Below are 14,038 nucleotides of genomic sequence, written 5' to 3' on the forward strand. Positions count from 1 at the left end.
CTCGCTTCTCAGAGCTCGACTTTAAATTCTCAAAGGTCTAAGCCATGCTTAGACCTTTGCTCTATTCGTCTTCGTTTGATTTAACGTTCTCAGCGGTCTTTGCCAATGTTGATAAGGTTTCAACTAAGTTCATCGGCATTGGAAAAACAATGGTTGAGGTTTTTTCATTGGCGATTTCCGTCAGTGTCTGCATATAGCGAAGTTGGAGCGCATTGGGTGCTTCGTTAAGCATTTCGGCGGCTTCTTTCAGTTTGCTCGATGCTTCTAACTCACCCGTTGCGTGGATCACTTTCGCGCGGCGGTTTCGTTCGGCTTCCGCTTGTCTTGCCAGAGCTCTCACCATACTATCGTTAAGATCAACATGCTTTACTTCAACAGTGGCAATCTTGATCCCCCAATCATCGGTTTGTTGATCTAAGATCGCTTGCAAATCTTTGTTGAGTCGCTCTCGCTCAGAAAGCAGTTCGTCAAGTTCGTGTTGTCCCAATACCGAGCGTAAAGTCGTTTGCGCCAATTGGCTGGTGGCATCGCTATAGCTTTCAATGTTGTTGATTGCCATTTGTGGGTCGACGACGCGGAAGTAGACCACCGCGTTGACTCTGACTGAGACATTGTCTCGGGTAATTAAGTCTTGGGTTGGCACATCCAGTACCACGGTACGCAGATCGACACGAACCATTTGTTGAATAAAAGGGATCAAAATAATAAGCCCCGGTCCTTTGACTTCCTGGAATCGTCCAAGAAAGAACACGACGCCACGTTCATACTCACGTAAAACTTTGAATACTTGCGTCGCCAATGCGAGTAACAGTACAAGTACAACCGCTGTGGTATAGAGCATCATAAGCGCCTCCTAATTTTTAGCGTGTTGTTTTTTCACGGTTAAGGTTAACCCTTCAATTTGAGTCACTTCGACTTTATCGCCAGTTTGTAAGGGCTCTTCTCCCTTGTAGAGCGCGCTCCAAAGTGCGCCATTAAGTTGCACGCGCCCCTTACCGTCGATGAATGAATCGGTCACGATGGCGAGTTGACCAGCCATGGTTTCAACGCCCGTTGTGACGCCTTTTTTGCGTATCCTTAGCAGCAAGGCGATAGTTAAGAGAATGATAACCGCAGAAACGGCAGCGACGCCAAAAATCAGTGGTAGGGCGACTTGAAAGCCGGGGATGTCACTATCCATAAGAAAGATCGAGCCTAAAACAAATGCCACGATTCCACCAAGCCCGAGAATGCCAAAACTTGGGCTGAACCCTTCTGCAACCATTAAAGCTATCCCAAGCAGCAACAAACCAAGTCCTGCATAGTTTACAGGCATCATTTGCAGTGCGTACATCGCCAGTAGCAAACAGATCCCGCCCAATACGCCGGGCAAACCAATTCCTGGGTTGTAGAATTCTAGCAAAAGCCCATAAATACCAATCAGCATTAGGATATACGCAACGTTTGGATTGGTGATGACAGCCAGTAGTTCAGCGCGCCAGTCGGGTTGCCGAAGCTCGAAGCTGGGATTATCAAAATTTAGAGTAAGTTCTAAGCTATTAACCGTGACAGTGCGACCATTGGCAAGGTTAACCAGTTCTTTGGGTGAGGCGGCAATGTAATCAATTACGTTAAGCGCTAATGCTTCTTCGGCATCTAAACTCGCCGCTTCAGTCACAGACTTTTCTGCCCATTCCGCGTTACGACCATGTAGCTTTGCTAATCCTTTGATGTAAGCTTTAGCATCATTAATAACTTTTTTCTCCATGGCAGTTTTGGTTGGTACCTTGTCTTGGTTTTCACTTGGAGAAGCGGAGTCTGCCGTATCATCGTTGGAGGCGTCATCACTTGGTTTAGCGGGACTTGCGCCCCCGATCTGTACAGGTGTTGATGCGCCTAAATTAGTTGCTTTTGCCATTGAGGCAACATGACTAGCCAGTAGAATGTAAGTCCCAGCGCTTGCCGCCCGAGCACCAGAGGGGCCAACCCAGGTTGCAACCGGAACACTGGAGGTTGTGATGGCGCGAATAATGTCACGCATCGCGCTGTCTAAACCGCCAGGCGTATCCATTTTTAAAATCACTAGGCTAACGCCAGAGGTTTGAGCCAGTTCGATTTCTCGACTGATGTAGTCGCTTGTCGCGGGTCCGATTGCCCCCTTCACTGGGACAACCCAAACGGTTTGTGCGTAAGCTGCGCACGATAGCAGTAAGGTTAGGAAGAATGTGCAAAATTTTTTCATACAACCTCCAGAAGTAAGGCACTCCATAGCAAAAGCTATTTAAGGCTAGGGCGTACCATCGACCACCACTGATGTTGTTCTTGATTGTTGTTTTAATTATAGCTACGTATCATTCGCAGATAAGGTTTACATCAACAACGGTGTAATAAGGAAAAGCATTAAAGTAGCTGTCGTTCAGCGGAAAAGGAGTATGATGGGCGCCAGTTGGCTTGCTTAGCCCTTTCCACGTTAGATCATAGGTATGTTAGATACACAGATATGTTCTGTTACTAAACAAACTCAGTATCTAGTTTATGGATATTAGGGTTAACGCTATGCTTGTTATGGGTTTTATTGATTGGATTGTTCATGTTTATTGTTACGCGCCTGATTAAATTAGCTTTGATTTCTGCTGTGTTTTTGACCATTTTTGACCTTGTTGAACACGGTCATATCACTTGGGTGTCACGCCTGCTAGGCATTCATTAATTTCTTCTATCTTCGCGCTTGAAAGTAACCAATTTTTGATTGTTTAACTTTTGAGCGCACACAATTCTTATTTTCCCCTCGCGTCTTGCTTAAAGTGACGTTACTGTATTTGATTAACATTTAGTTAACGGATGATGTATGAGGTTAAGTCCCCCCAAAGTCGAACTAGAGCAGTCGTTTTTGCAGTTTTACTTTGATTATGTCGCGCATGATCCAGTCAATGGAGAGTATTACTCTGAGTGTTTGCATGACTTCATTGGTTATGTCACTCGATTAAAGCAAGAGTCTCTCGGGATCAATTTGCGATCAGGTTATGTACCTTGCAGCCATTTTTGGTTGGTGAATCGCTGTGATGAGGTGATAGGGGTTATCCGTATTCGGCACAACATCGACAGCGCTTTTCTCGCGCATGAGGCAGGGCACGTGGGTTATGACATTTGTCCATCGAAACGTGGACAGGGGTATGGACAAAAGATGTTGTCGTTAGCGTTAAGCGAGGTCGCCAAGTTAGGGATTAATAAGGCACTGGTCACGGCAAATAAACAAAACCAAGCTTCACGCAGAGTCATTGAGGTCAATGGTGGTCAGTTTGAAGGTTATGTGCAGAGTGAAATCTTTGATGAGTGCATAGCTCGCTATTGGATTGAAGTCACATAATTCATTTAATTGAGACTATACGGAGGTAGTCATGCATATTAAACCGGTTCATAACGCGAGCTGCCACTGCGGTGCTGTCGAGCTTAAGTTAACGATGCCAAATGGCTTAGAAGATCCAAGACGGTGTTCCTGCTCAATGTGTCGTAAACGAGGAGCCATCGCTGCATCTGTCTTATTAGACAATCTCGAAGTCGTAAAAGGCGAGGAGAATCTCACTCTATACCAGTTCAATACGATGACTGCAAAGCACTACTTTTGTAAAACTTGCGGTATCTATACCCATCACCAACGTCGGTCTAACCCGCATCAGTTTGCGATTAATGTTGCCTGTTTAGAGGGTATCAATGCTTATGAGCTTGAACCGGTAAAAATATTCGATGGTATTCACCATCCATCAGATAAATAAATATCAGCTAGGATTGATAATGAACTTAGTCATAGGATGTGACTCGTTACTTATTGAGCAATCGCATGCGATACGTCAGGAAGTGTTTGTCATCGAGCAAGGTATGCCACTCGAGCTTGATCGTGATGGAAAGGATTCTGTTTCTCAACATGCGATTCTCTATTTGGATTGTCAGCCAGTTGGTTGCGCACGCTTAACCATTTCACAGCACAGGGCAGTATTATCCCGAGTTGCGGTTCTTGATGCTTACCGAGGAGCGAAATTGGCAGATATGTTGGTCAATGCGCTGTTGCGTTATGCTCGGCGTCAGCGAGTGCATTATGTTAGCGTGGATGCCCATCAATACCTCGAAGATCATTATAAAAAGCTGGGTTTTACCTTTGCCAAACATGGCGAGGTTGTGGGCAAACACCAGTTAATTGAGTTAGCTATAAGCTTGGAAACACCTGTTAACGTTATGACGGCTTAGCTCTGCGTTAAACTGAGTAAGGATCAGCGATGAGAGTGTTTTATGCGTTAACGTTTACCCCTTCATCACGGCAAGCAATTACGCATTTGCAGCAAAAGTTAGCCGCGGTGGCTAAACGTAATCAAATGGTGGATTGCGATAATTTCCATATTACCCTAGAGTTCGTCGGCGAAATATCTCAGGATGATCTTGAACGCTATGCTAACGTGATAGAACAACTTCATGTAGAAAACAGATATGTCGAGGTGACAAGTATCGGGGCGTTTGGGCGTGGAAAAGAGAAACTGATTTGGCTGGCGGTTAGTCAGGAAACGTGGTTAATGGAATTACAGCAACAATTAGCGATACAGTTAGCCAAACTTGGATTTGAACCAGAAACTCGCGGTTATATCCCTCATATTACCCTTGCTCGTCATACGCAATTAGATGGTCATCTTGAGCCGTTAACCATGGTGCCTCAGCAACTACAATTAGACACTGTTGCGCTAATGGAAAGTCGCCGCGATGGGAAGAAGTTGAGATATATTCCTCTTAAGAAACTGAATTTATAGATTTTTGTGCTTTAGACCTAATTTCAACAGTGATAAAGCGTGACTTAACCTAGAGTTGCTTAAAAAGCTCGGTGTTATAGTCGCGCAGTACTCAATATCACGACATGGAAAGGTTTGAATGATAAAGCAACGTTGCACTTTCTTAACCTCATTGACATTGGTTTTATCAGCCAATGCTGCCGCTTACGACCTCAGCGAAGAATATTTTGAAGCAGATGAACTTGCCATATTAAAAGAAGCGGAAACGTCAAATGATCCTGGCGTATTGCTATTAGCTGCTGATTTGCTAATTGAAGATGCAATGTATCAAGAAAACGTCGAACGCGGCTTTCAGTATATGACGAGACTAGCGCAAGCAGGTGAAGAGAAAGCAATGATTGCTCTAGCTGACCAACACTATGGCAATGAAGAGTACAAACAAGCACTTGCTTGGTACCACAAAGCAGAAAAGAGTAACGACCCTTATGTGCTTTACAGCTTAGGCGTAATGTATTTTGACGGTGAAGGAACTAAGGTTGACTACCAAAAAGCCAATCAATATTACTTAGCCGCAGCAAAAGGTGGTGATGCTGATGCCATGTACCAACTGGCTTTTTCATACAATGATGGCAAAGGTGTCAGCCAAGACTTTACCCAAGCAGCACATTGGTTTGAGCAAGCTGCTAACAAGGGGGATGTAAGTGCGATGTATAACTTAGGCATCGCTTATCTCAATGGTGAGGGGGTTGTGCAGAACTGCACTAAAGCGATGCAGCTATTTAGCCATGCGATTAAGCAAGATGAACATGCACTTTCTTATGCCAAAATGGGCGATATTTACTCTTACGCTGAGTTTAAACAGCTTTGCGGTTTTAATACCACTGACTATAAAAAGGCGTTGGACTACTACACTGCTGGAGCGATGCAGGGCAATGCTTATAGCCAGTATTCGGTGGGTTACGCCTATCGAAATGGGCAAGGCGCTTGGAGTGATTTCGTTAAAGCCCTTGCATGGTTTGAAGTGGCGCAAGAATATGGTGAACCGGACGCGATAAAAGGCATTACTGACGTTAAACGGTATATGTCCAAAGAAGATATTGGCGCAGCTCAGCAACTTAAAAGCGCATTGCTGGATCAAATCTGGTAGGCGATCTTTTATCAAGAGCTTGCGAAAACAAGCTCTTGGTGTTCTCAATTGTTTATCGGTAGGTATATGTGTTCATAACCAATTGAAAAAGCAACGTACACTAACAGCAGCGCCATGAGTTTGTTGAAGGTAGTGAGTATCGAACTAGATTGCAGTTTTCTACCCAGTATTGAGCCTAAAGCGGCATAGCTTGTTGGTGCGCCTGTTGCCAACAGTGCTAACACCACTGACCAAAAGAGAATATTCCAACCATCAATATTTGCACTAGGGAACTGAACGGTTGAAATCGGTAAAGTAGCCACCACACCTTTAGGATTAAGTAATTGCAATCCTAAGCCATCCCAATACGTGAGTTTGCTTAGTTGTGATTTATTGCCTATCTCAACCGTACTGCAACCCACTTTGTACGCAATATACAGAATATAGCTACATCCCAGAGCAGCGAAGTAGGGTAAAAAGCTTGGTTGAACGTATTCTTCCCCCAAATAACCAAAGCACAAAAACAGTAGCAGCATCGCACTACCCACCCCAAAAAAGTAACCAAATGAGTGTTTGAATAGTCCGCTAAGACCGCTGTGCAAGCCGAGAAAATTGACAGGTCCAGGGCTATACATAATCGCTAATGCGTAAATAAAAATCTCGGTCATTTTATAATCCGTTTTTTGAAGTCCTTTATCTTTGAATTAAAGGCGCAAGAAATTAGCCCAGAAGGAAACCTCTAGACAAGATGGGGCGGTCGGGATGTTTACAAAGCTCTAATTGGCGCTATTCGGGCGGCGTTGCAGCTGGTATTGCTTTGGCGTCATGCCATATACCCGTTTAAAACGTCGATTAAGATGGCTAATATCCGCAAACCCTGCAAGTTGAGCACTTTGGGTTGTTGACCAGCCGTGGTCTAGATAGCGACGCGCAAGATTGATACGACAGTTCAGTACGTATTGGTGGGGAGTGATGCCAAATTGACTACGGAAAAGGCGGATAAAGTGATATTTAGAGATGCTTGCTGCATGAGCGATATCATCAATCGAGATATCAACGGCTAGGTTGGCGTGGATGAATTCTTTCGCTCGATGTAATAGCGTATCGATTCGCGTTGTGTTTATCGCGTGCTCGTTTTTCTCACTATGCTTTGCCAAGCTTTGAGCCAGCTGGTAAACGCCATGTTCATACTCAATCTGCGAGAAGTTTTTGTGTTCAATCAAGTGTGACAGCTCAATGATTTGCTGACGTAATACAGAATCGTCGATTAAACGGTTCTGGACTCTAACATCATTAAGGTTTTTGATGCCCATAGAGTGAAAAGCGGGGGCAAATTCGTCTGGATGAACATAGAGCATTACATACTCTAGGTTTTGCTTAGCGCCTGAGTGACCATCATGAATGTCATCGGGGTTAAATACCATAACACCACCTTGGGGACTCTTATAGTAAGCATCGTGGCAGAAGAAATCTTGTCGTCCTTGGAGTGTGACGCCGAGAGAAAACTCTTCGTGAGCATGCTTACTGTAAGTAAAGTCACTCATCACAGCTTGCAGTTTGGCGACATTATCGAACTTTGGGTTCGCAATGTATTGAAAGTAGTTGTCTTTATCCACTACACGTCCTTGTTGCAGTCATTTCTATTTATCCTACAGCACTATAGTTGAAGCCCTGAGCAAAAACTTGAACAATATTGCTAACCTAACAGTGACGATGGATAAGCTCAGCCAATCGCTGCAAATCATCTTTGGCTTGTCCTTCAAGCTCATGACCGATGTTAATCCTAATACAGTCATCATAAAGGTTGAGAGTTGAGAAGAGGTAACCAACGCGACAATCTAATTGCATTTGATGCGCTTCTTTCTCTAATAAATGTGTATTTAACTGAGGAATTTGAAGCCAAAGTACCAAACCACCTTGAGGGTCGCTGATAGTAGCATTGCTTGGTAAGTGTTGCGCCAAGTACTCCATGTAGTCATGACGAATCTTGAGTAGCTCACTGCGCTTCTTTTTTACGTGTTTAGCGTAATGACCACTTTCAATAAAGTCGGAGAGGGCTAATTGCATTGGCGTAGGGACACCGTAGCTACCCACAGAAAAGTGATTGAGAAACTCGGTTTGATAGCGCCCAGGTAAACACCACCCCACGCGGTAGCTTGGCGATAGACTCTTTGAAAATGAGCCACACCAGAGAATATAACCTTGGCGATCATATTGCTGCGCAGGGATGGGTTGATCTAAATAACCGAGCTCAATATAGACATCATCTTCAATAATAGGCGTCTGATAATGGTTCGCTAGCCACGCGAGTTGCTGTTTCTGTTCGGAGGACATGGTTATGCCATGTGGATTGGTGAATGATGTACAAAATACCCCAGTTGCGATCGTTTTATCTTTGAGATGTTGTTCAAGTTGGACTAAATCGATGCCCTGATCTGTTGAAGGGATTTCAATCACTTTACGTTTCATATAGCCAAGCAATTGGATGATACCATTAAAGCAAGGGGAGCTTATCGCGACGGCATCACCTTCAACACTACAGCACTCTATTGCTGCCTTAATCGCGGAAAGGCAGCCAGAGGTGATAACCATATCATCAGGATTAAACAAAATGCCCAGTTTTCTAAAGTGGTTGGCAAGGCTATTTCTAAGGGGGGCTTCGCCATTAATACTCGGGTAGAGATTGAGTCGATTACCCATCCGAAGAGATGCGCGCTTAAAGCTGCGTTGTAGCTCTTGAGCATCGGCAGGGTGGATCGAGGTACTGGCGACCCCCAGTGGTCCATTAAAGGGATTACGACTCGGAGGGTGTAATGTCGCCGTAGATACCTGGCTTTGAAACTTTGCCCATTTTGGTGTTGCTCTAGGATTTGACAGAGTAGAAACAAAGTAGCCAGATTTTGGGCGGGCATGAATCCAACCTTGTGAATCGAGCTCTTGATAGCAACTAATCGCGGTTGAGAGACTGACATTATGCTGCTGTGCGAACTGTCGCAATGAAGGTAGCTTCACGCCAGCCGCGATTTTCCCTTGTTTGATGGTGGCAATTATATTATCTGCCAACTCCCTGTACTTACTCATATCCCTATCTGTACTCCTTATTTGTTAGAAAATTGTATCTGTAATGGTTTCTCTCCTCAAGGGATACTGAAGACGGACAAAAAACTCATGCAGAAAAAGGAGAGGGAGATGCAGAGCAGGGATCTATTTTTAGCGATAGTAGTCATGGTGATATGGGGGGTTAACTTTACGATGATTAAGCTGGGAGTGAGTGATGTCAATCCACTCATTGCCACAGCAGCAAGGTTTGCTCTAGCGGCAACTCCATTGGTGTTATTTATCTCAAAGCCAGACACTCACTGGCTCTATGTGGTGAGTTATGGAGTGGTATTTGGGGTTGGTGTTTGGGGTATGGCATCGTGGTCAATCGTTGCTGGTTTATCATCGGGTATGTCCTCGGTACTTTTGACGACAAATGTGATTTTTGGGATGCTAGTTGGAGTACTGGTCTTTAAAGAGTCTTTAACGCGAAGAAAGCTCATAGGTGGCGTTTTGGCGACAATAGCAGTTGGGCTATCTATCGTCACTACCAACGGAAATGTTACCTTGCTTGGGGTGTTGTTAATCATGATTTCAGCCCTAAGTTGGGTTGCCATGAGTATTATTATTAAGGTCTCGAAAACGCAAGAGCCCTTTGCTTTTAGTGTTTGGGGAATGTTGGTTGCACCGATACCATTAATTGCACTAGCCGTCAGTCTTTATAGTACCGATGTGATTTTTCAAGCGTGGCATAATTGGAGTTGGAGTACCAGTGCAGCAGTGATTTTTCAAGCCTATCCGACCTCGTTATTTGGTTATTGGGTATGGAATAAAATGCTACTTAAGTATCCGTTAAGTGTTATTTCACCGCTTCATTTACTCGTTCCATTAGCAGCACTGATAAGTGGATATGTGGTTTATGATGAGAGTTTAAGCGCATCACAGTTGGTTTCATGCGCACTTTATCTCATTGGTATAAGCCTTATCGTCGTTGCTCCCAAGCCGTCGTCGCAACAGACGAAAAAACAAGGGATATCTGAAGCCGTCAAACAGGCTTAGGGGAGACAATCTGTCTAAGTGATATTAACCAAGAATCCAGCGGATCAGTAGGCTAAAAAGGGCTAGCCCTAACACCGAGGCTAGCCAAATCCCCACAAACCAACTGAGTTGAACTTTGCGATTTTTCATTAGTGATATCCTTCACCATGCTTGAGCTTGCCGCGAAATACCCAATAGGAGTAGGCGGTGTAGGCAATGATAAGTGGGAGCAAAAATACCGCACCGGCAAGCAAGAATTTAAGGCTACTGTCAGGCGCAGCCGCTTGCTGATAGGTGAGTGCGAATGGAATGAGATACGGGAACGTACTGACGCCAAAACCAACCGCTGCAAGTACAAATATGCTCATGCTATACAGGTAGGCAGCGACGGCTCTATGATCGATCAAGCTGGCAAACAGACGCCACACACATAAAGCAACAAGCGCTGGGATAACAAAATAGAGCAGTGAGGTTGGAAAACTGAACCAGCGTTCGGCAATCAACGGATTGGTCAGTGGCAGCCAGATACTCACGACGACCACGCAGCCAATCAATGCCAGCGCCCAACGCTTGGCGATGGTGTAATAACGACTGACCAAGTCAGATGGCATTTTAATAATTAACCAACAAGCACCAAGCAAAATATAGGCACACATAGTGGCAAGGGCACAAAATAGACTAAAAGGTGTGAGCCAATCAAACCAGCCGCCAGCATAAGCACGTCCTTCAATAGCGATTCCTTGTAGTAATGTGCCTAACATGATGCCTTGCATCAGAGTTGCCAGCAGCGACCCAAGGAAGAAAGCACTGTCCCAGAGAAACTTGCCGCGCTCGGTACGAAAGCGATACTCAAACGAGACACCACGTAAGATCAACCCCAACAACATGAGGATCAGCGGTGCATACAGTGCGGGCATCACCACCGCGTAGGCAAGCGGAAAAACAGCAAACAGTCCTCCGCCTCCTAACACTAGCCAAGTTTCATTGCCGTCCCAGACTGGGGCGATACTGTTCATCATCAAATCGCGCTCGTTGTCACTGTGAGCACTGGGGAAAAGCACGCCAATTCCTAAATCGAAGCCATCGAGTACTACATAGATGAGCACCGCAAGTCCAATTAAGGCATACCAAATTAAAGCGTAATCCATTGCTGCCTCCGGTTAAGTAAGGTGATTTGATTGAGATACAGGGGGCACTGGGGTGCCATCTGGAAGTCGACTTTCCAATGCTTCTTCATAACGGGTTGGCGACTTTCTCATTAATCGCAATAGGTAGAAGAAACCTGCGCCAAACACAATAAAATACACGACGACAAAAGCGGTCAAAGATACGCTGATAGCTGCTGCATCAATTGGCGAAGCGGATTGGGCAGTCGTGAGTAATCCATACACAGTGTAAGGCTGACGACCGACTTCAGTAGTAATCCATCCGGCAAGCACGGCAACAAAGCCTGCAGGACCAAACAGCACACATAAGCGATGGAACCAATGGGCGTGATAGAGGGACTTTCGCTTACGAAGGATTAAGCTCGTCAAGCCCAGAGCTAACATGCCAAAACCGATAGCGACCATGACGCGGAAACTCCAGAATACAATCCCAACCGGTGGATGTTGATCATCTGGAAACGCATCGAGCCCTTTGACCTCACCATCGAGAGAGTGGGTGAGGATTAAGCTGCCTAGTTTTGGTATTTCGATTTTATAGTCAACGGTTTTAGTCTCGTCATTAGGAATGCCAAACAGGATCAAGGGTGCGCCTTTGTGGCTTTCGTAATGACCTTCCATTGCTGCGACTTTGGCGGGTTGGTGCTCAAGGGTATTGAGACCATGCATATCACCAGCGACAATTTGGATTGGTGTCACAATTGCTGCCATCCACATCGCCATCGAAAACATGGTGCGCGCTAAAGGGTTTTGCGGCGATTTTAATAAGTGATAAGCGCCAACAGCGGCTACGACGAACGCCGTCGTCAGGTAAGCGGCTAACAACATATGCACTAATCGGTATGGGAAAGAGGGATTGAACACCACTGCCCACCAATCCAGTGGGATGAATTGTCCAGCCTCGTTGTAGCCAAACCCTGCTGGCGTTTGCATCCAGCTGTTGACTGATAAAATCCAGAATGCGGAAAGAAACGTCCCGAATGCGACAATACAGGTTGCAGCAAAATGAAGTTTTTTGCCGACGCGATCCATACCAAACAGCATGACCCCAAGAAAACCAGCTTCTAAAAAGAAGGCGGTGAATACCTCATAACCCATCAAAGGACCGAGCACTGGACCTGTCTTGTCGGCAAAAACGCTCCAATTGGTGCCGAATTGATAACTGAGCACAATGCCACTGACCACGCCCATACCAAAGCTAATCGCAAAGATCTTCAGCCAGTACTTGTAGAGCTGTAGATACTTGGCGTCATTCGTTTTGAGCCAAAGTCCTTCAAGCACCGCCAGAAAGCTTGCAAGTCCAATAGTAAAGGCGGGAAAAATGATGTGAAAGGAAACAGTGAAAGCAAACTGAAACCGAGCTAAGTCGAGTGCAAGGGTGTCCATAAGTTCCTCCAGCGCTGAATGAGTCATTACATACGAGTTAAAGGGGGAAATGTTCAAAAATGTTTCAGAGTGTTAGTGCCCTTTTCGCGCTTAGCGCTCGTATGCAGTTGAGTATTAGAAGAGAAGCTAATCAGCGAAGAAAACCAAAAGGAGAGTCCTATGAGTTTCCGAGATAGACTCGAAGCGATCGCACCGATATTCGAACCGGGAGGGAAGTACGAAAAGTTCTATCCCTTGTACGAAGCGGCAGCGACCATCTTTTATACGCCAGGGACCGTAAATCGCGGTCGCACTCATGTTCGCGACAGTATCGATTTGAAACGCATAATGATTATGGTGTGGTTTGCCACGTTTCCTGCAATGTTCTGGGGTATGTACAACATTGGTAACCAATCCGTTGGTGCACTGCTTGCGACCTATAGTGGGGCGGAACTGCAACAAGTGATCGACGCGAGTTGGCGCGTGTCGTTCGTATTTGGTAGCGAGCAAGCCTTACAAACCAGTAGTTGGATAGGAAAAATGCTGCTTGGCGCTTGTTACTTTGTGCCTATTTACGCCACCGTCTTTGTTGTCGGTGGATTCTGGGAAGTGCTGTTTGCCATCGTTCGTAAGCATGAGGTTAACGAAGGGTTCTTTGTCAGCTCAGTCCTGTTTGCTTTGATTCTGCCTCCAACACTACCGCTGTGGCAGGCGGCTTTGGGTATCACGTTTGGTATTGTGGTTGCCAAAGAGATATTCGGTGGCACAGGACGCAACTTTCTTAACCCCGCATTGGCTGGTCGAGCCTTTCTTTATTTCGCTTACCCAGCCAATATGTCGGGAGGTTTAGTTTGGGTTGCTGCCGACGGTTATTCAGGAGCGACACCGCTTAGTCAGTGGTATGAGAGTGGGCTATCGGGCTTAGTCAACAATACGACAGGGCAGGCATTAGCGTGGAGCGACGCATTTCTTGGTAATTTACCCGGTTCAATGGGTGAAGGTTCCACACTATTTATCATGCTAACCGGTTTAATACTCATCGGAATGCGAATTGCCTCTTGGCGAATTGTTGCAGGGGTAATTGTCGGCTTAGCGGCGACTTCAACGCTGCTTAACTTAGTCGGCTCTGATACTAACCCTATGTTCTCGATGCCGTTCTATTGGCACTTTGTGCTGGGTGGTGTGGCATTCGGGACCTTCTTTATGGCAACGGACCCCGTCTCTGCCGCGTTTACGAACAAAGGCAAATGGGCTTACGGTATATTAATTGGTGTGATGACGATTGGTATTCGAGTGCTCAATCCAGCCTATCCAGAAGGAATCATGTTGGCTATCTTGTTTGCAAACCTATTTGCGCCGCTGTTTGATTTTATGGTCAAAGAGGGCAACGCCAAACGTCGGAAGAAGCGTTTTGCGAGTTAAGAACAAACGGGATTTACCCAGTAAATTATGCAGCGTATGCGGCAGACCGTTTGCTTGGCGTAAAAAATGGCAAGCTTGCTGGGAGGAGGTGAAATACTGCTCCCAGCGCTGTCGTCGGTCTCGAGTTAAATAGC

At 45.6% G+C, this 14,038-nt stretch carries 16 protein-coding genes; 8 read left to right on the forward strand and 8 right to left on the reverse strand.

The genetic code is table 11. The features are described from left to right. Positions 1–61 precede the first annotated feature (61 nt). Entirely contained in the window at positions 62–844 is a 783-nt protein-coding gene (locus GZN30_RS17115; protein WP_075652338.1) for a slipin family protein, read from the reverse strand. Between the two features lie 9 nt (positions 845–853). Beyond that, positions 854–2,221 carry an NfeD family protein gene (locus tag GZN30_RS17120; RefSeq protein ID WP_075652337.1) on the reverse strand — a complete coding sequence of 456 codons (1,368 nt, stop codon included), beginning with the start codon at positions 2,219–2,221 and terminating at the stop codon, positions 854–856. Positions 2,222–2,827: 606 nt separating this feature from the next. On the opposite strand from GZN30_RS17120, the gene GZN30_RS17125 reads away from it, so the two are divergent. From GZN30_RS17125 to GZN30_RS17145, 5 genes are all read left to right on the forward strand, one after another. After that, positions 2,828–3,346, forward strand: coding sequence for a GNAT family N-acetyltransferase (locus tag GZN30_RS17125; RefSeq protein WP_075652336.1), 519 nt, complete (start codon positions 2,828–2,830; stop codon positions 3,344–3,346). Between the two features lie 31 nt (positions 3,347–3,377). Then, a complete protein-coding gene (locus GZN30_RS17130; RefSeq protein WP_075652335.1) occupies positions 3,378–3,752 on the forward strand; it encodes a GFA family protein in 375 nt (124 codons plus the stop codon). 19 nt (positions 3,753–3,771) lie between these two features. Then, positions 3,772–4,221 carry a GNAT family N-acetyltransferase gene (locus tag GZN30_RS17135; protein WP_075652334.1) on the forward strand — a complete coding sequence of 150 codons (450 nt, stop codon included), beginning with the start codon at positions 3,772–3,774 and terminating at the stop codon, positions 4,219–4,221. A gap of 29 nt (positions 4,222–4,250) precedes the next feature. Then, positions 4,251–4,772: an RNA 2',3'-cyclic phosphodiesterase gene (gene thpR, locus GZN30_RS17140; RefSeq protein ID WP_075652333.1), complete on the forward strand. Its 522-nt coding sequence runs from the start codon at positions 4,251–4,253 to the stop codon at positions 4,770–4,772. A 118-nt stretch (positions 4,773–4,890) separates the two neighbouring features. Beyond that, positions 4,891–5,898, forward strand: coding sequence for a tetratricopeptide repeat protein (locus GZN30_RS17145; protein ID WP_167521319.1), 1,008 nt, complete (start codon positions 4,891–4,893; stop codon positions 5,896–5,898). Between the two features lie 44 nt (positions 5,899–5,942). Here the strand turns inward: GZN30_RS17145 and GZN30_RS17150 are convergent, their stop codons facing one another. The 3 genes from GZN30_RS17150 to GZN30_RS17160 all read right to left on the reverse strand — a co-directional run bounded on the left by GZN30_RS17150 (position 5,943) and on the right by GZN30_RS17160 (position 8,958). Beyond that, on the reverse strand, positions 5,943–6,545 hold the full coding sequence (locus GZN30_RS17150) for a LysE family translocator (RefSeq protein WP_075652332.1): 603 nt from the start codon (positions 6,543–6,545) through the stop codon (positions 5,943–5,945). Between the two features lie 108 nt (positions 6,546–6,653). Then, positions 6,654–7,493, reverse strand: coding sequence for an AraC family transcriptional regulator (locus GZN30_RS17155; RefSeq protein ID WP_075652331.1), 840 nt, complete (start codon positions 7,491–7,493; stop codon positions 6,654–6,656). 85 nt (positions 7,494–7,578) lie between these two features. Continuing rightward, positions 7,579–8,958 (reverse strand): aminotransferase-like domain-containing protein, encoded by a 1,380-nt coding sequence (locus GZN30_RS17160; RefSeq protein ID WP_075652330.1) that lies wholly within the window; start codon positions 8,956–8,958, stop codon positions 7,579–7,581. 108 nt (positions 8,959–9,066) lie between these two features. On the opposite strand from GZN30_RS17160, the gene GZN30_RS17165 reads away from it, so the two are divergent. Continuing rightward, on the forward strand, positions 9,067–9,975 hold the full coding sequence (locus GZN30_RS17165; protein ID WP_075652329.1) for a DMT family transporter: 909 nt from the start codon (positions 9,067–9,069) through the stop codon (positions 9,973–9,975). Positions 9,976–9,999: 24 nt separating this feature from the next. Here the strand turns inward: GZN30_RS17165 and GZN30_RS17170 are convergent, their stop codons facing one another. From GZN30_RS17170 to GZN30_RS17180, 3 genes are read right to left on the reverse strand one after another with little or no spacing between them, the layout of a single operon-like run. After that, positions 10,000–10,104 carry a DUF2474 family protein gene (locus GZN30_RS17170; RefSeq protein WP_075652328.1) on the reverse strand — a complete coding sequence of 35 codons (105 nt, stop codon included), beginning with the start codon at positions 10,102–10,104 and terminating at the stop codon, positions 10,000–10,002. After that, a complete protein-coding gene (gene cydB / locus GZN30_RS17175) occupies positions 10,104–11,102 on the reverse strand; it encodes a cytochrome d ubiquinol oxidase subunit II (RefSeq protein ID WP_075652327.1) in 999 nt (332 codons plus the stop codon). Before cydB ends, GZN30_RS17170 begins: the two co-directional genes overlap by 1 nt. Before the next feature lie 12 nt (positions 11,103–11,114). Beyond that, the gene (locus GZN30_RS17180) at positions 11,115–12,503 is read right to left on the reverse strand and encodes a cytochrome ubiquinol oxidase subunit I (RefSeq protein WP_075652326.1); all 1,389 of its coding nucleotides are present in this window, start codon (positions 12,501–12,503) and stop codon (positions 11,115–11,117) included. Positions 12,504–12,662: 159 nt separating this feature from the next. On the opposite strand from GZN30_RS17180, the gene GZN30_RS17185 reads away from it, so the two are divergent. After that, positions 12,663–13,904, forward strand: a complete 1,242-nt coding sequence (locus GZN30_RS17185; protein ID WP_075652325.1) for an NADH:ubiquinone reductase (Na(+)-transporting) subunit B — start codon at positions 12,663–12,665, stop codon at positions 13,902–13,904. Beyond that, the gene (locus GZN30_RS17190) at positions 13,894–14,037 is read left to right on the forward strand and encodes a DUF2256 domain-containing protein (protein ID WP_075652324.1); all 144 of its coding nucleotides are present in this window, start codon (positions 13,894–13,896) and stop codon (positions 14,035–14,037) included. Before GZN30_RS17185 ends, GZN30_RS17190 begins: the two co-directional genes overlap by 11 nt. Position 14,038 lies beyond the last annotated feature (1 nt).

This window comes from Vibrio ponticus, from assembly GCF_009938225.1.
Classification (GTDB): domain Bacteria; phylum Pseudomonadota; class Gammaproteobacteria; order Enterobacterales; family Vibrionaceae; genus Vibrio; species Vibrio ponticus.